At 74.6% G+C, this 20,543-nt stretch carries 16 protein-coding genes; 11 read left to right on the top strand and 5 right to left on the bottom strand.

Features of this window, described 5'->3' with window-relative positions; all coding sequences use genetic code 11:
• Nucleotides 1-28 precede the first annotated feature (28 nt).
• The gene (locus ACF089_RS21620; RefSeq protein WP_392028852.1) at nucleotides 29-565 is read right to left on the bottom strand and encodes a hypothetical protein; all 537 of its coding nucleotides are present in this window, start codon (nucleotides 563-565) and stop codon (nucleotides 29-31) included.
• Between the two features lie 177 nt (nucleotides 566-742).
• The gene (locus ACF089_RS21615) at nucleotides 743-1,549 is read right to left on the bottom strand and encodes a VOC family protein (RefSeq protein ID WP_392028850.1); all 807 of its coding nucleotides are present in this window, start codon (nucleotides 1,547-1,549) and stop codon (nucleotides 743-745) included.
• A gap of 293 nt (nucleotides 1,550-1,842) precedes the next feature.
• Between ACF089_RS21615 and ACF089_RS21610 the strand changes: the two genes are divergently transcribed.
• Nucleotides 1,843-2,121, top strand: a complete 279-nt coding sequence (locus ACF089_RS21610; RefSeq protein WP_392028848.1) for a DUF6158 family protein — start codon at nucleotides 1,843-1,845, stop codon at nucleotides 2,119-2,121.
• 197 nt (nucleotides 2,122-2,318) lie between these two features.
• Here the strand turns inward: ACF089_RS21610 and ACF089_RS21605 are convergent, their stop codons facing one another.
• Complete coding sequence (locus ACF089_RS21605) at nucleotides 2,319-2,855, bottom strand: type 1 glutamine amidotransferase domain-containing protein (protein ID WP_392028846.1); 537 nt, start codon at nucleotides 2,853-2,855, stop codon at nucleotides 2,319-2,321.
• Nucleotides 2,856-3,003: 148 nt separating this feature from the next.
• Here ACF089_RS21605 and ACF089_RS21600 point away from each other — a divergent pair, with 148 nt between their 5' ends.
• Nucleotides 3,004-3,231 (top strand): hypothetical protein, encoded by a 228-nt coding sequence (locus ACF089_RS21600; protein ID WP_392028844.1) that lies wholly within the window; start codon nucleotides 3,004-3,006, stop codon nucleotides 3,229-3,231.
• A 648-nt stretch (nucleotides 3,232-3,879) separates the two neighbouring features.
• Nucleotides 3,880-5,727, top strand: a complete 1,848-nt coding sequence (locus ACF089_RS21595; RefSeq protein ID WP_392028842.1) for a transketolase — start codon at nucleotides 3,880-3,882, stop codon at nucleotides 5,725-5,727.
• A gap of 96 nt (nucleotides 5,728-5,823) precedes the next feature.
• On the opposite strand, the gene ACF089_RS21590 is transcribed toward ACF089_RS21595, so the two are convergent.
• On the bottom strand, nucleotides 5,824-5,994 hold the full coding sequence (locus ACF089_RS21590; protein WP_392028840.1) for a hydrophobic protein: 171 nt from the start codon (nucleotides 5,992-5,994) through the stop codon (nucleotides 5,824-5,826).
• A 286-nt stretch (nucleotides 5,995-6,280) separates the two neighbouring features.
• On the opposite strand from ACF089_RS21590, the gene ACF089_RS21585 reads away from it, so the two are divergent.
• The 4 genes from ACF089_RS21585 to ACF089_RS21570 all read left to right on the top strand — a co-directional run bounded on the left by ACF089_RS21585 (nucleotide 6,281) and on the right by ACF089_RS21570 (nucleotide 14,041).
• Nucleotides 6,281-7,237, top strand: a complete 957-nt coding sequence (locus tag ACF089_RS21585; RefSeq protein ID WP_392028838.1) for an RNA polymerase sigma factor SigF — start codon at nucleotides 6,281-6,283, stop codon at nucleotides 7,235-7,237.
• A gap of 45 nt (nucleotides 7,238-7,282) precedes the next feature.
• Nucleotides 7,283-7,912 (top strand): DUF6328 family protein, encoded by a 630-nt coding sequence (locus ACF089_RS21580; RefSeq protein WP_392028836.1) that lies wholly within the window; start codon nucleotides 7,283-7,285, stop codon nucleotides 7,910-7,912.
• 209 nt (nucleotides 7,913-8,121) lie between these two features.
• Nucleotides 8,122-11,658, top strand: a complete 3,537-nt coding sequence (locus ACF089_RS21575; protein WP_392028834.1) for a phosphodiester glycosidase family protein — start codon at nucleotides 8,122-8,124, stop codon at nucleotides 11,656-11,658.
• Between the two features lie 196 nt (nucleotides 11,659-11,854).
• A complete protein-coding gene (locus tag ACF089_RS21570; protein WP_392028951.1) occupies nucleotides 11,855-14,041 on the top strand; it encodes a SpoIIE family protein phosphatase in 2,187 nt (728 codons plus the stop codon).
• Between the two features lie 107 nt (nucleotides 14,042-14,148).
• Here ACF089_RS21570 and ACF089_RS21565 read toward each other — a convergent pair whose 3' ends face one another.
• On the bottom strand, nucleotides 14,149-15,210 hold the full coding sequence (locus ACF089_RS21565; protein WP_392028832.1) for an enoyl-CoA hydratase/isomerase family protein: 1,062 nt from the start codon (nucleotides 15,208-15,210) through the stop codon (nucleotides 14,149-14,151).
• 214 nt (nucleotides 15,211-15,424) lie between these two features.
• Between ACF089_RS21565 and ACF089_RS21560 the strand changes: the two genes are divergently transcribed.
• From ACF089_RS21560 to ACF089_RS21545, 4 genes are all read left to right on the top strand, one after another.
• Entirely contained in the window at nucleotides 15,425-16,615 is a 1,191-nt protein-coding gene (locus ACF089_RS21560) for an acyl-CoA dehydrogenase family protein (RefSeq protein ID WP_392028830.1), read from the top strand.
• A 180-nt stretch (nucleotides 16,616-16,795) separates the two neighbouring features.
• Entirely contained in the window at nucleotides 16,796-17,533 is a 738-nt protein-coding gene (locus tag ACF089_RS21555) for a VOC family protein (protein WP_392028828.1), read from the top strand.
• Nucleotides 17,534-17,640: 107 nt separating this feature from the next.
• Nucleotides 17,641-17,988: a hypothetical protein gene (locus ACF089_RS21550; protein ID WP_392028826.1), complete on the top strand. Its 348-nt coding sequence runs from the start codon at nucleotides 17,641-17,643 to the stop codon at nucleotides 17,986-17,988.
• A 246-nt stretch (nucleotides 17,989-18,234) separates the two neighbouring features.
• The gene (locus tag ACF089_RS21545; protein WP_392028824.1) at nucleotides 18,235-20,523 is read left to right on the top strand and encodes a tetratricopeptide repeat protein; all 2,289 of its coding nucleotides are present in this window, start codon (nucleotides 18,235-18,237) and stop codon (nucleotides 20,521-20,523) included.
• Nucleotides 20,524-20,543 lie beyond the last annotated feature (20 nt).

Below are 20,543 nucleotides of genomic sequence, written 5' to 3'. Positions count from 1 at the left end.
CGGCCCGCCCCCGCGCGGGCGGGGATCCTCAGCCGGCGACGGCCTCCGCCACCACGGAGACCGCGCCGACGACCGCCCCGTACCCCACGACCGACAGCAGCGGCCAGGGGACCGGCGAGGGGACGAGCACCCGCCAGTGGAAGGCGTAGTCCCGGTACTCCGGCATGCCCTCGGTGCCGGGCAGCACCATGAAGCGGGGCCGGACCGTGCAGAAGAGCAGCCAGTCGAGAATCACCAGATCGACGAGGACGAGGGCGGCGAAACCGATCGTCCCGAGCGCGAACGGGGGCCAGAAGCCGAGGCTTCCCCCGCTCCGGCCGTGCAGATCGAGCACGCCGACGACGGGGACCACGACGAACACCAGCGCGTTGAGCGCCCCCATCACGCCCGCCGTGCGTCTGCCGCGCTCGCTCTGCGCGCCGTACCGCTCCCGGATCGCGGGCGGGTAGTCCCCGATCAGCGAGTCCCGGGCGAACAGCAGTCCGCCGATCACCACCGCCGTGAACAGCGCCGTCAGGATCAGTGCGTGAAACACGCCCGCCGCCAGTACATCCGACCAGGTCATGACAGGGCAGCGTAGCGAGAGTCGGTGAGGTTTGCCTCACCTTGTCGGGAGTCCGCCCAGGGCCGCCGGAACCGCGCCGGGACCCCGTCGCCACCTCGCCCGGACCGCGCCAGGACCCCGTCCGGGCGGGCCCGGGGTCGCTCGGACGGGGGCCCGCCGCTGCCCGGCCGAGAGGTCTCAGCGGCCGATGACGGTGAACAGCGCCCCGTCCGGATCGGCCAGTTCCGCCTCGTCGGACCCGTCGTCGGTGGTCCGCCGCCCCAGCACCGTCCCGCCCCCGTCCAGCGCCGCCCGGCAGGTGGCGTCCACGTCGGAGACGGGGAAGTGCACCTCCCAGCGCGGCCGCGCCATCGGATCCGGGGCCGCGCCCCGGGCCCCCGAACTCAGCCGGGCGAGCACATGGCCGTTGCTGATCAGCACGACCTCGTCGTTCTCGTAGCTGACGTCGCAGGCGCCGGGCCGCTCGGCCGCCCAGTCCAGCACCTCCCCGTAGAAGATCGCCGCGTCGAACGCGTTACGGGAGCGCAGCTGGAGCCAGGCGGGCGCGTTCCGGTGGCCGGACTGCCAGTCCGGGATCAGCGCCCCCTCCCAGATGCCGAAGACCGCGCCGTCCCGGTCCGCCGCCAGCGCGCCGCGCCCCAGCGAGAAGGCGAGCGGGCCCACCGCGACCGTCCCGCTGCGCTCCCGGATCTTCGCCGACGCCACATCCGCGTCGGCGACGGCGAAGTACGGCGTCCAGGCGACGGCCACCTGGAGCGTCCCCGCGAGCCCGCCGATCCCGGCGACCGGCGCCCCGTCCTGGAGGGCGACGCTGAACCCGTCGCCGAGCTTGCCCTCGCGGAACTCCCAGTCCAGGACGGCGCCGTAGAACGTCTGGGACGCGCCGAGGTCCCGGGCCATGAGGCTGACCCAGCACGGCGCGCCGACCATCTCGGTGCTCGATGCCATGCCCGGCGCCGAAGCCGGATCCGTCTTCTCGTTCATCGCTCTCATGTCCTGAGCTGTACGCGGTGGCCACGGCCCAGCTGTACGCGACGGCCACGGCCCGCCCCTCCCGGGAGGCCCGGGGGTCCGGGGCCGGGGGTGCGCGGCGGGGATTCGGCTCCCATCCTGCCTCCGGGCCCCGGTCCTCGCGAGTCACACGCGTCCCGCGCGTGTCCCGCGAGCGGGCCGGATAGCGCGGACTCCGCGTATGGCCGCAGAGTCGGGAGTGACACCCGGACCGCCGGGCGGGGCGGGCCGCGCCCGGCGGCGCCGGACGGAAGGAGAAGGCCGCCATGACGGAGTCCGAGAACCCGCGCAGGGGCGTCGAGGCCGCCCGCCTCGGTGAGCAGGAGCTGATCCGGGAGCTGGAGAACATCCACCGGAGCAGGCACGACACCCTGCTGCACGGCTCGCCCGCCGCGCTCGCGGCGCACACCACCCGGATGGCCGAGCTGGAGGAGGAGTATCTGCGCCGTCATCCGGACCGCCCCGTCTCGGCGGGCCGGACCCGGGCCGGCGCCCGTGCGCGCACCCATGCGGAGGGGTACGGCCCGGACGATCACGCCCGGTGAGCGGCCGTCGTGCGCGCGGTCGTGCGCTCCGCCGGGGCCGGGCGCCGTCCGGGGCCCGGCGGGGGGCCGTCCTCTGGCGGGGGGCCGTCTTCGGGCACGGGTCCGTCCTCCGGCCCGGGTCCGGCCTCCCGCATGGGCCCGTCCTCCGGCGCGGGCCCGTCCTCCGGCGCGGCCGGACAGCCCTGGGGCGCGCGGTGTCAGCCCTTCGCGAACTCCTCGGTGAGCGCCGCGCCGAACGCCTTCAGATCGTCCGGCTTCCGGCTGGTGATCAGCGTGTTCGGGCCGCGGTGGCAGATCCGCACCTGCTCGTCCACCCAGATGCCGCCCGCGTTGCGGATGTCCGTCCGCAGACTGGGCCACGAGGTGAGGGTGCGGCCGGTCAGCACATCGGCCTCGACCAGCGTCCACGCCGCGTGGCAGATCGCCGCGACGGGTTTGCCCGCCTCGAAGAAGCCCCGGACGAACGCCACCGCCCGCTCGTCCGTCCGCAGGGCGTCGGGATTCGCCACCCCGCCGGGCAGCACCAGCCCCGCGAAATCGTCCGCCGAGACCGTGCCGACCACCTCGTCCACGGGGAAGGTGTCCGCCCGGTCCAGATGGTCGAAGGCCTGGATCCGGCCCGGCTCCGTGGAGATCAGCGACGGAATCCCGCCACTGTCCGTCACCGCCTGCCACGGCTCGGTCAGCTCGACCTGCTCGACGCCCTCCGGCGCCGCCAAAAACGCGATCCTCATCGGAATCCACTCCTTCGCCCCCGGTCGTCCGACCGGGCTGATCAGGTCTTTCCTTCGGCGGCGCCGACCCGCCCCACGGCGGGCGGCATGACCGCCCACTCAACGGGTACCCGCGAAAACCCAACCTCCTCACAGGAAGGTGAGTCCAATGGGCCTGGGAGGGTGCATCATCCTGATAGCCGTCGGGGCGATCCTCACGTTCGCCACCGACTGGGAGATGAAGGGCGCCAACCTCGATGTGATCGGTCTGATTCTGATGGCCGTGGGCCTCATAGGGGTCGTCACCTTCACGAGCATCGCCAAGCGCCGCCGTCTGGTCGTACCGCCGTCGGCGCCCGTGATCGACGAGGGACGGAGTCATCGCCCGTACGAGTGACCCGTGGCGCGACCGCCGTTCTCGGCGGAGGAACCCCGGGCCGCCCGGACGGCCGGCACCAGCCGGTCGCGGGCCGGCGGGCGGGGCCTGACGGGCCGGCCGAGGACGGCCGGCCCGTCAGGCTTACGCCCCGGGGCCGTCGCGTCGGGCCGGTGGGGCGCCGTCCTCCGAGCGTCGTGGGCGGTGCGAACACCGCGTGGCCGCCGGGACCGTATCCGCCGCCGTACGCGGTCCCGTGGTGCGGCGGGGACGGCGGCCCCGGTCACGGCCCGCCGTACGGCCCCCGCGCGCACGTCTTCGAGGCTCCGTCCGCGAGCTGCTCACCCGGCGGGACGGACCGTCGTACCCCGGCTCCGGCACATCGCCGCGTTCTGGCGGGAAGGCCGCCGGGAGCCCCCGATCCACCGGCGCTCCCCTCCGCGCCGCTCCCGTCCGCGCCCGCTCGCGTACCGCGCGGGGCCGGTCCGACCGCCCGTACCGAGCCCGCGATGTACGCCGTATCCGCCGTGTCCCGCCGGAGACCGCGTACCGGCCGCCGGGCGTACGAGGTCCCGGTGCCGTGGCCCGGCCGCCGGGCGGACCGCCGCGTACCGCCGTCGACGGGCGGCGCCCCGCCCGAGCCGGGCGATCCCCTCAAGGAGAGTTGAGATGCGAAACGAACAACTGACCGAACTGGCGCAACAGCTGCGGGTCGACTCGGTCCGCGCCGCCGACGCCGCCCAGTCGGGACACCCCACGTCCTCCCTGTCGGCCGCCGATCTCGCCGCCGTACTGCTCGCCAACCATCTGCGCTACGACTTCCACCGACCGAGCCACCCCGGCAACGACCGGCTGATCTTCTCCAAGGGCCATGCCTCGCCGCTGCTGTACGCGCTCTACCGGGCCGCGGGCGCGGTAGACGAGGACGAACTCCTCACCTTCCGCAGCCGGGGCAGCCGGCTGGAAGGGCATCCGACCCCACGGCTGCCCTGGGTCGACGTCGCCACCGGCTCCCTCGGCCAGGGGCTCCCCGTCGGCGTGGGCATGGCGCTCGCGGGCAAACGCCTGGACCGGATCCCGTACCGCGTCTGGGTGCTGTCCGGCGACAGCGAGATGGCCGAGGGCTCCGTCTGGGAGGCCGTCGAACAGGCCGCCCACGAGCGGCTGGACAATCTGACCCTGATCGTCGACGTCAACCGGCTGGGCCAGCGCGGACCCACCCGCGAAGGATGGGACCTCGACGCCTACGCCCGCCGGCTGCACGCCTTCGGCTGGCACACCGTCGAGGTCGACGGACACGATGTCGCCGCCGTCGACGCCGCCCTCGCCGGAGCCGCGAGCACCACCGGCCGGCCCGTCGCGATCATCGCCCGCACCCACAAGGGGCGGGGCGTCGCCGAGGTCGAGGACCAGGAGGGATTCCACGGCAAGCCGCTGCCGCACGCCGAACGCGCGATCGAGGAGCTGGGCGGACCGCGCTCGATCACCGTGGACGTCGCCCCGCCGCCCGACGCCCGCGTACCGGACGAACCCCCGGCCGCCGACGGGCCGAAGCCGCCCCGGTACGAGATCGGGGACGAGGTCGCCACCCGCGACGCCTTCGGCGACGCCCTCGCCGCGCTCGGGTCCGTGCGCCCCGACGTCGTCGCGCTCGACGGCGAGGTCGGCGACTCCACCCGCAGCGCCGCCTTCGCCGAGGCCCATCCGGAGCGGTTCTTCGAGTGCTACATCGCCGAGCAGCAGATGGTGGCCGCCGCGGTGGGTCTGCGGGCGCGAGGATATGTCCCGTTCGCCACCACCTTCGCCGCGTTCCTGACCCGTGCCCACGACTTCATCCGCATGGCGGCGGTGAGCGGCACCGGAATCAAACTCGTCGGCTCGCACGCCGGGGTGGCGATCGGTCAGGACGGTCCGTCCCAGATGGGGCTGGAGGACCTCGCGATGTTCCGGGCCCTGCACGCCAGTACGGTGCTCTACCCCTGCGACGCCGGGCAGACCGCCCAGCTCGTCACCGCCCTGGCCGACACGCCGGGCATCGGCTATCTGCGGACCACCAGGGGAGCGACCCCGGTGCTCTACGGCCCCGACGAGCGCTTCCCGGTCGGCGGCTCCAAGGTGCTGCGGTCGGGGGACCGGGACCGGGTCACCCTGGTCGCCGCCGGAGTCACCGTCCACGAGGCGCTGCGGGCGGCCGACTCCCTGGCGTCCGCCGGGATCGACGTGCGCGTCATCGACCTCTACTCCGTGAAACCGGTCGACACCGCCACCCTCCAGGAGGCGGCCGAGGCGACCGGAGCCCTGATCACCGTGGAGGACCACCGGCCGGAGGGCGGCCTCGGGGACGCCGTCGCCGCCGCCTTCGCGGACGGCCGCCCGCTGCCGAGGCTGATCCGGCTCGCGGTGAACAACATGCCCGCTTCGGCCACCCCCGAGGAGCAGTTGAGGCTCGCGGGCATCGACGCCGAGTCGATCGCCGCCGCGGTGCGGCTGCTGGTGGAGGAGGCCGTGGTGCGCTGATCACACAAGCTGAGCCATAGAGCGGCTGAGCACACAAAGCGGTGGCGGCGGCCCCAATCGGGCCGCCGCCACCGCTTTTCCGTGCTCGCGCCGCCGTTACCAGCGGTACCAGCGCGACCTGCCGCCTCCGGCGGTCGTGCTCCTCATCACGAATCCGAGGAGCCAGACGACCAGTACGGCGATCGCTATCCACCACAGTGCCTTGACGGCGAATCCGACGCCGAAAAGAATGACGGCCAACAGAAGAACCAACAGGATGGGAACCATAGTCTCTGCACCTCCGGGGGAGCGTCTTCCCACGAAGTGCCGGGCTACTCCTGCCGCTTCGGGAAAGTCCGCGCCCCGGTCCGGTGACACCCTTATCGAGAACTCGCCCGTTTGTGCGAGGAATCGAAGGGCATGCGCAGTGTGTGCTTCGGACCGGAGGCACGCCGCGGAAACGGAGATTCCTCCGCGGCGCGGAGGCGATGGGCCGATCGTCGATCGCCGATCCGCGCCGCCGCGGTCGCCATGATCCGCCCGCATCGCCGAGGGAGTGGCGCGCACCATGCGTATGCGTACGAGTACCGCGAGCACCACGACGACGACCGCCGAGATCGCCGAGGCCGCCCGGACCGGCCCCGGGACCGGACCCGGGATCACCCGGACCGGCGCCGGTGCCGGTGCCGGTGCCGAGACCGGCCGTACGGGCCCGGGCGCCGTGGCCCGGACCGCGCCCGCCGCCGCCCGGGGACCCGCCCGGCATCCTCACGACGACGCTCCCGACACCGGGGCGGCCTTCGTCCGCCTGGCCGGACTGCCCGACGGGCCCGAGCGCGACGCCCTGCGCCAGGAGCTGGTGAACGCCTGGCTGCCGATGTCCGAACGGATCGCCCGGCGGTTCCGCAACCGCGGCGAGACCGTGGAGGACCTCTGCCAGGTCGCCGCCCTCGGACTGGTCAAGGCCGTCGACCGCTACGATCCCGAGCGCGGGACCGCCTTCGTCAGCTACGCCGTGCCCACCATCACCGGCGAGGTCAAACGGCACTTCCGCGACCACATGTGGACCCTGCACGTGCCGCGCCGCGTCCAGGACCACCGCAACCGGGTCCGGGCGGCCCGCCAGGAGCTGGTCAGGACCGCTTCCGGGCGCACCCCGACCGAAGCCGAGATCGCCGAGTACGCCGGACTGACCCTGGAGGAGGCCCGGGCGGGCATGGAGGCCCTCGGATCCTTCAGCGCCCTCTCCCTGGACGCCGGGATCGGGGGCGAGGACGGCGGCCACACCATGCTCGACGCCATGGGCGCCCCCGACCCTGCCCTCGATGTCGTCGTCGACCGCGAGGCGGTCAAACCGCGGCTGCGGAAACTCCCGGAGCGGGAGCGGCGAATCCTCTACATGAGGTTCTTCCGGGATATGACCCAGAGCCGTATCGCGGAAGACCTGGGAATCTCCCAAATGCATGTGTCACGACTGATCAGCACCTCCTGCGAACGGCTGCGCCGCGAAATCATGAGGGATGCCGCATAGGCTGCGGAATGCCGGACCGAATTCCCGGGAAGACGAGGAGAACCGGTGGCGACGAGCGGCAGTGAAGACGGCCGTCAGGAGACCGAGGACGAGCGCGCCGACCGCAGATGGACGGATCTTCTGCAGGAATTGCGGGTCGCCCAGACCGGCGTGCAGATTCTCTTCGGCTTTCTGCTGACCGTGGTGTTCCAGCCGCGCTTCACCACCCTGTCGGACACCGACCGGGACATCTATCTGGCGACCGTGGTGCTGGGCGCGGCGGCCACCGGGGCGCTGATCAGCCCCGTCTCCTTCCACCGTCTGCTCACCGGCCGCCGGCTGAAGCCCCAGACGGTCGTCTGGGCCTCCCGCATCACCATCGTCGGGCTGGTGCTGCTGCTCTGCACCATGGCCTCCGCGCTGCTGCTGATCCTGCGGGTGGCGCTGCACGACGCGTCCGCGCTGTGGATCGTCGCCGCCATGGTCCTCTGGTTCGTCCTCTGCTGGTTCGTCCTGCCGCTCTGGATACGGCTCCGGTACGACGCCGATGCCGATGCCGACGCCGACGCGGACACGGGTCCTCCCGGAACCGGCCCCGGCTCCGAGACCCGTCCCGGCTCTGCGACCGGCCCCGGCTCCGACACCGACGCCGCCCCCGGCGGGCCCGACGGCACGGGGCGCGGCCCCGCCGCCTGAGCGTCGGCCCGCGCCCGTCCTCTGCCGCCCGCCCCCGCACCCACTCCCCGTACCCTCCCCGGCCCTCTGGCGCGCCCCGGCGAGCCCCGGGATGCTGTCCGCCGACAGCGCATGCCAGGTGCTCAAGCAGCCAGGACCCAGGAGACGTTGTGGGCCGAGGAAGACCAGGCAGAAGCAGAACCCGACGCACCCTCGTACTGATCACGGCCGTGTCCGCGCTCGCGGCGGGAGCCCTCGCCCCGGCCGCGGCCCACTCCGACGCCCACTCCGACGCCGACCCGCGCCCCGCGAACGCCGCCGAGATCCTGCGGCCCGTCGCACCCCCGCCCGCCGGCGCGCCCCGACCCGGCCCCGACCCGGCCCCCGGCGGCTCGCGCACCGTCGTCGACGGCGACGGCATCGAGACCGCGCGCGACTCCCGCCCCGTCGCCCCCGGCATCCGCCTCACCTCCTACGACCGTCTCGAGTCCGACCGGTGGCTGCGAGTGGACGCGCTCTCCGTCGACCTCGCCGCCGACGGCGTGGGCGCGGACTATCTCTCCACCGGCGAGGTCACCGGCCGCGACACCGTCTCCGGCCTCGCCGCCCGCCACGACCCCGGGCCCGGCCGCCGTACCGTCGCCGCCGTCAACGCCGACTTCTTCGACATCAACCAGACCGGCGCTCCCCAGGGCCCCGGCATCAGGAACGGCGAGATGACCCACTCGCCCCTGCCCGGGGCCCACCGAGCCGTCGGCATCGGGCCCTTCGCCGCCGGCCGCGTCCTGCGGCTCCACTTCGACGGGACGCTGACCCTCCCGTCCGGCGCCCATCCCCTCACCGCCTACAACGCGGCCGACGTCCCGCCCGGCGGGATCGGCGCCTACACCCCCGCCTGGGGGCGCGCCGACCGCGCCCTGACCGTCGACGGCGCGACCCCGGCCGCCGAGGCCGTGGTCCGCGACGGCCGGGTCGTCTCCGTCGCCGACCGCCCCGGCGCCGGACCGGTCCCCGCCGGATCCACCGTGCTGATCGGCCGGGAGGCCGGAGCCGAACGGCTCGCCGCGCTGCGCCCGGGGGACCCGGTGAGCATGGAGTTCTCCCCGCGCACCGACGGCGGACCCGTGCCCCGTACCGCCGTCGGCGGACGCGAACTGCTCGTCGTGGACGGCGTACCGCAGAACCACGACGGCCAGGGCAACAACACCGCCGCCCCCCGTACCGCCGTCGGCTTCTCCCGCGACGGCAGCGCGATGAGCATCCTCACCGTCGACGGACGGCAGGCCGACAGCGGCGGCGTCACCCTGACCGAACTCGGCGTGATGATGCGCCGGGCCGGGGCCCACAACGCCCTCAACCTCGACGGCGGCGGCTCCTCCACCCTCCTGGCCAGGGTCCCCGGCGGCGACGCGCTGCGGGTGGAGAACAGCCCCTCCGACGGCAGCGAGCGCACGGTGCCCAACGGGCTCGCGCTCACCGCGCCCGACGGCAGCGGAAAGCTCCGCGGCTACTGGGTCCGGACCCGCACCCCCGCCTCCGTCGCCCCCACCGCCGACCCGGTCGCGGGCGGCCGCCCCGAACGCGTCTTCCCCGGGCTCACCCGCGAACTGACCGCAGCCGGACACGACGAGACCCACGGCCCCGCCGCAGGCGCCCCCCGCTGGCGGACGCTCCGGCCGTCGGCCGGCCGGGTCGACGACCGGGGCGTCTTCCGGGCCCGCCGCCCCGGCACCACCGCCGTCCGCGCCGAACGGGCCGGGGCCCACGGCGACATTGAGCTGACCGTGCTGGACGAACTCGCCCGCGTCGAGCCCACCACCCGCCGCCTGGGACTCGACGGCGCGGGCGACTCCGGCGGCTTCGGCGTCGTCGGATTCGACGCCGAAGGCCACAGCGCGCCCGTCGAACCCGCCGACGTCCGCCTCGACTACGACCCCTCGCTCTTCGACGTCCGGGACGACGGCGCGGGCTCCTTCACCGTCGCCGCCCGCACCGACGGCGGCGCGGGCGTCGTCACCGCGACCGTACGCGGGGCGACGGCCTCGCTCGCCGTCACCGTCGGCCTCACCGAGCAGCCGGCCGCCGACTTCGAGGACGCCGCGACCTGGACCTTCGCCCACGCGCGCGCCGGCGGATCCGTCGCGGCCGCCCCCGACGGCCACGACGGCGCCGGTCTGGAGCTGAGTTACGACTTCACCCGCTCGACCGCGACCCGCGCCGCCTACGCCGTACCGCCCCGGCCGATCGCCGTGGCCGGACAGCCGCGCTCCCTCACCCTCTGGATCAAGGGCGACGGACAGGGCGCCTGGCCCACCCTCCACCTCAAGGACGCGGCGGGCTCCGACCAGCTGCTGCGCGGTCCGTATCTCACCTGGACCGGCTGGCGACAGATCGCCTTCGCCGTGCCGGCGGCCGCCGCGACCCCGCTGTCGGTGCACCGCTTCTATCTCGCCGAGACCGCCGCGGCCCGGCAGTACACCGGGAGGATCGTGATCGACGGGCTGGTCGCCCAGGTGCCGCCCGCCGTGGACCTGCCCGCGCGGCCGCGCGTCCCCGACCCGCTGATCGACTCCGCCGCCGTCACCCGGGACCGGGACTGGCGGTTCGCGGTGATGTCCGACGCGCAGTTCGTCGCCCGCGACCCCGACAGCGCGATCGTCCGCCAGGCCCGGCGGACCCTGCGCGAGATCCGCGCGGCCCGGCCCGACTTCCTCGTCGTCAACGGCGATCTGGTGGACGAGGGCTCACCGGCCGATCTGGCCTTCGCCCGCCGGGTGCTGACCGAGGAGCTGGGCGACGAGCTGCCCTGGTACTACGTGCCGGGGAACCACGAGGTCATGGGCGGCGGCATCGAGAACTTCACCGCCGAATTCGGCCCCGCGCACCGCGTCCTCGACCACCGGGGCACCCGGCTGATCACCCTGGACACCTCCCGGCTCACCCTGCGCGGCGGCGGCTTCGCCCAGATCAAGAACCTGCGCGCACAGCTCGACGCGGCGGCCGGCGACCCGGACGTCGGCTCGGTGATCCTCGTCCAGCATGTGCCGCCGCGCGACCCGACGCCCCAGCAGGGCAGCCGGCTCGGCGACCGCAAGGAGGCCGCGCTGATCGAACGGTGGCTCGCGGACTTCCGCCGCACCACCGGCAAGGGCGCGGCGTTCATCGGCGCCCACGTGGGCGTCTTCCACGCCGAGCGCGTCGACGGCGTGCCGTATCTGATCAACGGCAACTCCGGGAAGAGCCCGGCGGCCCCGGCGGCGGAGGGCGGCTTCACCGGCTGGTCCCTGGTGGGGGTCGACCGGGTGGAGGTCCGGGGCGGGCCCGGGGCAGCGGCAGGGGCCGAGGACTGGGTCCGGGGCGGGCCCGGAGGCCGGGACGGGACCGGGCCCCGGCATCGGCCCCGGCCGGCCCCGGCGGACTGGATCTCCGTCCAGACCCGCGCCCACACCGACGCCCTCGCCCTCCACGCGCCCGGCCGGCTCCCCCCGGGCGCCGTCGCCGAGGTCCGGGCCACCGTCGCCCAGGGCGACCGCCGCGTCCCGGCCGCCTTCCCGCTCAGCGTCGACTGGACCGGCTCCCCGGGACTCCACATCGGCCCCGCGCACACCGCCCGCCCCCGCCACACCGCCGCCTTCGACCCGGCGACGGGCCGCCTCACCGCGCTGCGCCCGGGCACGGCCGTCCTTACCGTGTCCGTCGGTGACGTGACGGAACGCGCCGTGATCGACGTCGGGACCGGGGCCGTGGCCCGCGGCGGAGTCCGCTGATCCCGCACGGCGGGGTCCGCCCCGCCGTGCGGGAAACCCCATCACCCGGCAGCCTTGGTCATGAGCGTGCCTGAGGAGGTGCTTCAGCTTGACCGGGCCGCGTGCCTCCGGGGCCGCAGCGTCGGGCCGCGGCGAGGAAGGCTCCCGGGCCGACGGGGGCTCCCCGCCGCCGCTGCCGCTCGCCCTGGCCGGGCTGATGGAGGAGGTCCACGCCCACTCGGGCGCCCTCTACCTGCTCAGCGGCGTTCCGGCCGGGGGCGGGGAGAGCGGCCGGATGCTGGAGATGGCCGCCAAGGCCGGGCTGCCCCGCTCGTTCTCCGCGCCCTGGGAGCGGGTCGCCCTCACCGCGCCCATCCCCGTCGCCGAGGCGGTGCGCGAGCGCCGGGTCGTGTGGGTCGCGGGCGAGGAGGACATGGCCCACCGCTACCCGCGCATCGCCGTCGTCCTGCCGTACCCGTACCGTCTCGCCGCCGCCCCGCTGGTCAGCGGCGGCGTCGTCTACGGCGCCCTCTACGTCACCTGGCCCGCCTCCCACCCGTCCGAGCTGTCCGCGGTCGAGCTCACCCTCATCGACGCCGCCTGCCGACGGGTCGCTCTCGGACTCCGGCGCGCCGCCGAGCGGGGCCGCCCGGTCGTCCCCGAGGACCACTTCCCCGGGCCCGAGCCGGCCGCCGCCTCCCGGGCCGGCCGCCCCGACGCGGAGGCCGCCGGGACCGCCAGGACTGCTGGGGCCGCCGGGGCCGCTGGGACCGCCGGGGCCGTCGAGGCCGCCCGTACGGTCGACCGTCTCCCCGAGGGCGTCTGCGGCCTCGACGTGAACGGGCGCGTCACCTACGCCAACCCGGCCACCGGGGAACTCCTCGGCATCGAGGTCTCCCGGCTCACCGGACAGCAGCTGTGGACCGCCCTGCCCTGGCTGAACGACCCCGTGCACGAGGACCGCTACCGGGCGGCGATGCTCAGCCAGCACACCACCTCCTTCAGCGCGCTCAGACCGCCCCGCGACTGGCTCTCCTTCCGGCTGCACCCCGGCCGCGACGGCGTCACCGTTCACATCACCGCCGCCCGCGCCCGAGTGACCGAGAACGGGACCGGGACCGGGACCGGGATCAGGAACGGGACGGGGACCGGGAACGGGAACGAGCCCGGGACGCGGCCGTCGGCCGAACACCCGCCCCGGCTCGTCACCATCTCCCACATCGCCAATCTGGCGATCGCGCTCACGGAGGCGGTGGGAGTCTCCGACGTGATCGGCCTGGTCGCCGACGAGATCATGCCCTCGCTCGGCGGCAGCGCCCTGGTGATGCTCGCCGCCGAGAACGGCCGCCTCCGCGTCCTCGGCCACCGCGGCTACCGCGATCCCCGGATCGTGGAGCGCTTCGACGGAGTGCCGCTCACCGCCCAGATCCCCGGCGCCCAGTCCCTGATGACCGGGGTGCCCTCCTTCTTCGAGTCCCGCGAACAGCTGGAGCGCGTCTACCCGGAGCGGTACGCCACCCCCGACGGCCTGGCGGCCTGGGCCTTCCTCCCGCTGATCGCCTCCGGCCGGCCCGTCGGCACCTGTGTGCTCGGCTTCGCCGAGGAGCACCGCTTCTCCACCGACGAACGGGCCGTCCTCACCGGACTCGGCGGGCTCATCGCCCAGGCCCTGGAACGGGCCCGGCTGTACGACACCAAACACCGCCTCGCCCACGGACTCCAGTCCGCCCTGCTGCCGCGCACCCTGCCCGCCCTCGACGGTCTGGAGGTCGCCGCCCGCTACCGGCCCGCCACCCAGGGCATGGACATCGGCGGCGACTTCTACGACCTCATTCCCACCGGCCGCACCGCCGCCGCCGTCATCGGCGACGTCCAGGGCCACAATGTCACCGCCGCCGCCCTGATGGGCCAGGTCCGCACCGCCGTCCGCGCCTACACCGCCGTCGGCCAGTCGCCGGGCCAGGTCATGGAGTCCACCAACCGGCTGCTCATCGAACTCGACCAGGATCTGCTGGCCTCCTGCGCCTATCTCCATCTGGATCTGCGGGCCCGGCGCGCCCATCTCGCCCGCGCCGGACACCCCCAGCCGCTGCTGCGCGACCCCGACGGCACGGTCCGCGTCCTGGACCTCGCGGGCGGGCCGCTGCTCGGCGTCGACCCGACCGCCGACTACCCGACCACCACGATGCCGCTGCACCCCGGATCCGTACTCGCCCTCTACACCGACGGGCTGATCGAAGCCCCCGGCACCGACATGGACGAGGCCCTCGCGGCCCTCGCCCGCCGGCTCGCCGCCGCCACCGGACCGCTCGAAGCCGTCGCCGACGCGCTGGCCGGTCCGGACGCCGCCCTGGGCCAGCGCGGCGACGACATCGCCCTGCTGCTGCTCCGCCCCACCCGCTAGGCCGTCCCGCCCGTCCCCCAAGGCCCGCCGTCCCGCCCGTCCACAAAGGCCCGCCGTCCCCCAAGGCCCGCCGTCCGGGCCCGTCCACCGATCCGTTCGTCCGGGCGTCAGTCCGTCCGGTCGGTGAACAGACCGGCCCGTCCGTCCGGGAGCGGCGCGAAGTACCGTTCCACGGCCGCGTCCGTCACCCCGGACAGCTCCGCCGGCGACCAGCGCGGCCGGCGGTCCTTGTCGATGACCTGCGCGCGGACGCCCTCGACGAGATCGGGGGAGCGCAGGGCGGCGGCGGAGACCCGGTACTCCTGCTCCAGCACCGGCTCCAGCGCCCCGAGCGCCCGCGCCCGCCGCAGCGCGGCCAGGGTGACCTTGAGAGAGGTGGGCGACCTGGTGAGAATCGTCCGCGCCGCCTCCTTCGCCGCCGGGTCGCCGTGATCCAGCAGCCGGGCCACGATCCGCTCCACCGAATCGCCCCGGTAGCAGACGTCGATCCACGCCCGGTGACCGGCGAGTTCACCCTCCGGGGCCGTCGCGGTACGGCCGCGCAGCGCCTCGGCGGGCGACGCGTCGGCGAGCGCGGCGGCCAGCCGGGGCAGTTCGGCCGCCGGTACGAAATGGTCGGCGAGCCCGCAGAGCAGGGCGTCGGCCGCGCCCACCGGCAGCCCGGTGAGCGCCAGATGGGTTCCCAGCTCGCCCGGGGCCCGCGCCAGCAGATGCGTACCGCCGACGTCGGGCACGAAGCCGATGCCCGTCTCCGGCATCGCCACCGACGAGCGCTCGGTGACGATCCGTACGCTCCCGTGGGCCGAGACGCCGACGCCGCCGCCCATCACGATGCCGTCCATGAAGGCGACATACGGCTTGCGGAAGGCGGCGATGCGGGCGTTGAGCCGGTACTCGTCCCGCCAGAAGTCCAGCGACGCCCGGCCGCCCGCCACCGCGTCCGCGTGGATGGCCCGGATGTCGCCGCCCGCGCACAGCCCCCGCTCGCCCGCCCCCGAGACCACCACCGTCGCCACGCCCTCGTCCCGCTCCCAGGCGATGAGCGCGGCGTCGATCGCCCGGACCATCGGGTGGGTGAGGGCGTTGAGGGCCCGGGGCCGGTTGAGCGTGAGATACGCGGCGCGGCCCTCGATGCGCCGCAGTACGGGGTCGGAGGCATCCGCTGACATGGACGTTCCTTTCCGGGCGGTGATCCTTGCGGCCCATCCTCGCTCATCGGAAGCGCGGTCGAGGGGGCGGTGGGAGCGGTGGGCGCACGCGGGCGGCGCGACCGCGCGAACACCGGGGCGAGACAGTCGACTTCCCGCGCCCCTTCCGAATTCCTGCAACGCGTTCTACCGTGTGCGCCGCGCCCGGGACGGACCGCGAGACCCAGGAGGGCCCGTGCATCTCGCCCACACAGCCGACCAGCGGCGGCTCCGCGCCGAACTGCGCGACTACTTCGCCGCGCTGATGCCGACCGGGGGCGACGCCCGCCACCACGACCCCGCCGAGCGGAAGCGCTTCTACCGTGCCACCGTCCGCCGGCTGGGCGCCGACGGCCGGCTCGGGGCCGGCTGGCCGACCGAGTACGGCGGTCAGGGGCTCGGCCCGGCCGAACAGTTCATCTTCTTCGACGAGGCCGCCCGCGCCGGCGTGCCGCTGCCGCTGATGGCCCTCAACACCGTCGGTCCCACGATCATGCGGTTCGGCACCGACGAGCAGAAGGCGTACTTCCTGCCCCGGATCCTCAGCGGCGAGATCGACTTCGCCATCGGCTACAGCGAGCCCGACGCCGGCACCGATCTGGCCGCGCTCCGGACCCGCGCCGTACGCGAGGGCGACGAGGAGAGCGGCCACTACACCGTCGACGGGCAGAAGATCTGGACCACCAACGGCGACACCGCCGACTGGGTCTGGCTCGCCGTGCGCACCGACCCGGCCGCGCCCCCGCACCGCGGCATCACCATCCTCCTGGTGCCGACCGCCGACCCGGGCTACTCCTGCACCCTCATCAACACCCTCGCCTCCCACGACACCACCGCCAGTCACTACGAGAACATCCGGGTGCCCGCCTCCCGCCGGGTCGGCCCCGAGAACGGCGGCTGGCGGCTGATCACCCACCAGCTCAACCACGAACGCGTCACCCTCGCCGCCCACGGGACCATGGCCGTCCGCGCCCTGGACGACGTCCGGCGCTGGGCCGCCGCCACCGCGCTCTCCGACGGCCGCCGCGTCATCGACCTCGGCTGGGTACGCGGCCGGCTCGCCCGCGCCCACACCCGGCTGGACGCCATGAGGCTCATGAACTGGCAGATGGTCAGCGCCCTCCAGGAGGGCGCCCTCACCCCCCAGGACGCCTCCGCCGTCAAGGTGTACGGCTCCGAGGCCCGCCGCGACGCCTACGCCTGGCTGATGGAGATCGTGGGAGCCGCCGGACCGCTCAAGGAGGGCTCCGCCTCCGCCGTCCTCCACGGCGAACTGGAGCGCGGCTACCGATCCGCCGTGATCTTCACCTTCGGCGGCGGGAACAACGAGATCCAGCGCGAGATCATCTCGTGGATCGGCCTCGGCATGCCCCGCGTACGGCGCTGACGGGCGGGAGCCGGCCCGGCCGGGGCCGGCTCCGACTCGGCACGGCCTCGGCATTCGTATCCGTATCCGTATCCGTATCCGTATCCGTATCCGTATCCGCGTCGGTATCCACGTCCGCGTCCGTATCCGCGTCCGTAATTCCCGGCCGCGGACACGGACCTCCCGCATAGGATCGCGGGCATGACACTGCGCCCCGTCCTGGTGAACATCAAGGCCGTCGACGACACGGCGATCGGCCGGTTCTGGGGAGAGGCGCTCGGCTGGCGTGTGACCAGCCCGGAACCCGGCGCGACCGCCGCGAAACCCCCAGGCTTCGACTGGCAGGACCCGGATTCCGTCTGCATCGACGTCATCGCCGTACCGGAACCCAAGACGACGGCCAGAAACCGTGTCCACCTCGATCTCGCCACCGACTCCGCGGCCCATCAGGCGGAGCTGGTCGCGCGTCTCCGGACGCTCGGCGCGACGCCCGTCCACGCGGGCCCGGACGATGTGCCGTGGACATGCCTCGCCGACCCGGAGGGCAACGAATTCTGTGTGCTGGAGCCCCGGGAGGTCTACCGGGACACCGGGCCGATCGCCCGGGTGGTGGTCGACTGCGCGGATCCCCGGGCCATGGCCCGGTTCTGGGACGAGGCGATCGACTGGACCCTGCGCGAGGTGACCGACGAGCACGCGGTGTGGCGCTCCGCCAAGGACGTCGGCCCGTATCTCGAATTCCGCCGCACCGGTGTGAAGACCGTGCCGGACCGTGTCCATCTCGACCTGGTGCCGGAGCCCGGCGACGACAAGGCGGCGGAGGTGGCCCGGCTGCGTGCGCTCGGGGCCGCCGACCTCGACGTCGGCCAGGGCGATGTGCCGTGGACCTGTCTGACCGACCCGGAGGGCCGCGAGTTCTGCGTCCTCGCCCGGTCCTGACGCGGAGGCTCCGTACCGTGTTCCCGCCGCGGGAGCGGGCTCGTACCGACGGCCGGACGGCGAGGATCGCCGCACGCTGCGAGTGCGGCGGTACGGCGGCGAGGCAGGTGAGCCAGTTCGTCCTCCACGACGAGCTGTGGTGGGTCTCCGAGTTCTCCTGCGAGAGCTGTGGCACCCGTCTGTGTGAACACGCGGGCCCCGGGGCCGCACCCGACGACGTCCGTCAGGCGCTGCTCGCGGCCCATGGCTCCGTCACACTGCGGCCGACCGGTCCGGCGCCCGGTCTCGTCCCCGTGCTCAGAGCCCTCCGGGAGGCTTCGGGGGTGTCGTTGCCGCAGGCCCGTGAGCTGGCGGCGGAGCTGGTCCGCGACGGTCTGGCGGGGACGCCGGCGGAGATGGGGCTGCTGAGGGACGCGCTGCACCGGCGCGGGGTTCCCGCCGACGTCCAGTCGTAGTCGTAGTGGTAGCGCCGTGGTCGTGGTCGTGGCCCTGGACGTCCGGCCGCTATCACGGAGTGAAGGCGGCGCCGTCGCACGCGGGCGGGCGGGCTCCGTCGCCGGGGCCCGGGCGGCCCCCGTCCGGGGACCGACGGCCCGGCTCGGCCGCGCCGTACGCCCCACCCCGTACAAACCGCGCAGCCAGAAGGCCATACTGGAGCTGCCGGGAGGGCGGAGCGGAACGACGGGGGCTGACAGCACGCGATGGCGGAGACCAGGCTGATCCAGGGCCGGTACCGGCTGCTCGACGTCATCGGACGCGGCGGCATGGGCGAGGTGTGGCGGGCCGTCGACGAGTCGCTGGGGCGGCATGTCGCGGTGAAATGCCTCAAGCCGATGGCGCCCGAGCGCGACGCGACCTTCACCACCGTGCTGCGGGAGCGTTTCCGCCGCGAGGCGCGCGTCGCCGCCGCCCTCCAGCACCGGGGCGTCACCGTCGTCCATGACTTCGGCGAGTACGAGGGCGTGCTCTATCTCGTCATGGAGCTGCTGGAGGGCCACAACCTCAGCCAGCTCCTCGAAGAGAACAGCGGCCGTCCGCTCGCGGTCCACGAGGTCGTCGACATCGCCGAACAGGTCGCCGACGCCCTCGCGTACACCCACGAGCGAGGCATCGTCCACCGCGATCTGAAACCCGCCAACATCATGCGGCTCACCGACGGCGCGGTGAAGATCTGCGACTTCGGCATCGCCCGCCTCGGCGAGGGCATCGGAGCCTCCTCCCAGCTCACCGGCGTCGGCGTCGCCATGGGCACCCCGCACTACATGTCGCCCGAGCAGATCGGCGGCGGGCCGGTCGACCACCGCAGCGATCTCTACTCGCTGGGGTGCGTGCTGTACGAGATCGCCACCGGCGTGCCGCCGTTCGACCACGAGGACGCCTGGGCCGTCCTGGTCGGGCACCGCGACACCCCGCCGCCGCCGCTGCACGCCCACCGGGACGACCTCCCGGACCACTTCCAGCGGCTCGTGCTCGAACTGCTCGCCAAGACCCCGGAGGGGCGGCCCGCCGACGCCAAGGATCTGGGCCGCAGAATCGCCCGGCAGGGCCGCGCCGTCCCGCCGCCCCTCGCCGCCCCCTCCTCGGTCCACGGACCGTCCGGCCCCGCCGCTTCGGCCGGGCCTTTCGGCCCCACGGGTCCCGCCGGGCCCGCCGGTCCTCCCGGCGCCGGGCTGCCGCCGTGGAGCCGGGGGATGACGGCGGGGCACAAGGCGGTCGACACCGGGCTGCGGACCGTGCTCCCCGACCACACGGCGGGCCTCACCGGCGAGTGGACCACCCTCGCCGATCCGCGCGGCCGGGCGCCGGGCGCCCCCCGGGCCACCGTCGGGCGGCCCGTGCCCTCGCCCGAACTCCTCGCCTCCCTCACCGGCCGCCACAACGCCGGGCTGAGCCTGGGCCGCCTCGGCCGCTGGGAGGAGGCCGGCGAGGTCCACCGCGCGGTCGCCGCCGAACGGGAACACGCCCTGGGGCCCGACCACCCCCACACCCTCGACAGCCGGTACGAGGTCGCCTTCACCCTCATCAGGACCGGGCGGGCCGACGACGCCCTCCGGGAGCTGCGCAGAGTCGCCGACGGCCGACGGCGGACCCTGGGGCCCGACCACCCCGGCACCCTCACCGCCCGCCAGGAGACGGCGTACGTCCTCGGGCAGCTCGGCCGCCATCTGGAGGCCAACGAGGTCTACACCGCCGTGCTCGCCGCCCGACGGCGCAGCATGGGCGCCGACCACCCCGACACCCTGCGCTGCGGCCACAACCTCGCCTTCAACCTCAGCAGGCTGGGCCGGCTGGAGGACTCCTTCCGGCTGGTGCGCGACATCGCGGCGGCCCGGGCGCGGGTGCTCGGCGCGGAGCACCCCGACACCCTGGTCACCCGGTACGAGATGGCCGACGTGCTCGGCCGGCTCGGCCGCTGGACCCAGGCGCTGGACGTCTACCGCGAGGTGGCGGCGGCCCGGGCCCGCGCGCTCGGCCCCGACCACCCCCACACCCTCGCCGCGCGTTACGAGGCCGGCATCAGCCTCGGCCGGCTCGGCCGCAGCGCCGAAGCCCTCGTTCTGTACCGCGCGCTGGTCGACGACAGCACACGGACGCAGGGCCCGGACGATCCCGAGACCCTGCGGGCCCGCCACGGTCTCGTGGTGAGCCTCGGCCGGCTCGGCCGGTGCGAGGAGGCGCTCGCCGAGGCCCGTGAGACCGTGGCCCGACGGGAGCGCGTGCTCGGACCCGAGCACCCCGACACCCTGGTCAGCCACCGCGAAGTCGCGGTCGGCCTCGGCCGTCTGGGCCTCTGGGACGAGGCCCTGGCCGTCTACGGCCGCGTCGCCGCCGCCCGCGAGCGCGTGCTCGGCGCCGACCACCCCGACACCCTCGTCAGCCGCAACGACGAGGCCCACTGCCTGGAACAGCTCGGCCGGCGCGCCGAGGCGGTAGCCCTCTACCGCCGCGTCGCCGCCCTCCGCGACCACCGCACCACCCCCGACCACTGAGTCCGGCCACCCCCTGCCTG

The organism is Streptomyces sp. NPDC014894 (genome assembly GCF_043080985.1).
GTDB lineage: Bacteria > Actinomycetota > Actinomycetes > Streptomycetales > Streptomycetaceae > Streptomyces.
Note: the sequence above shows the minus strand (reverse complement) of the source record. Positions and strands in the feature narration are given on the sequence as shown.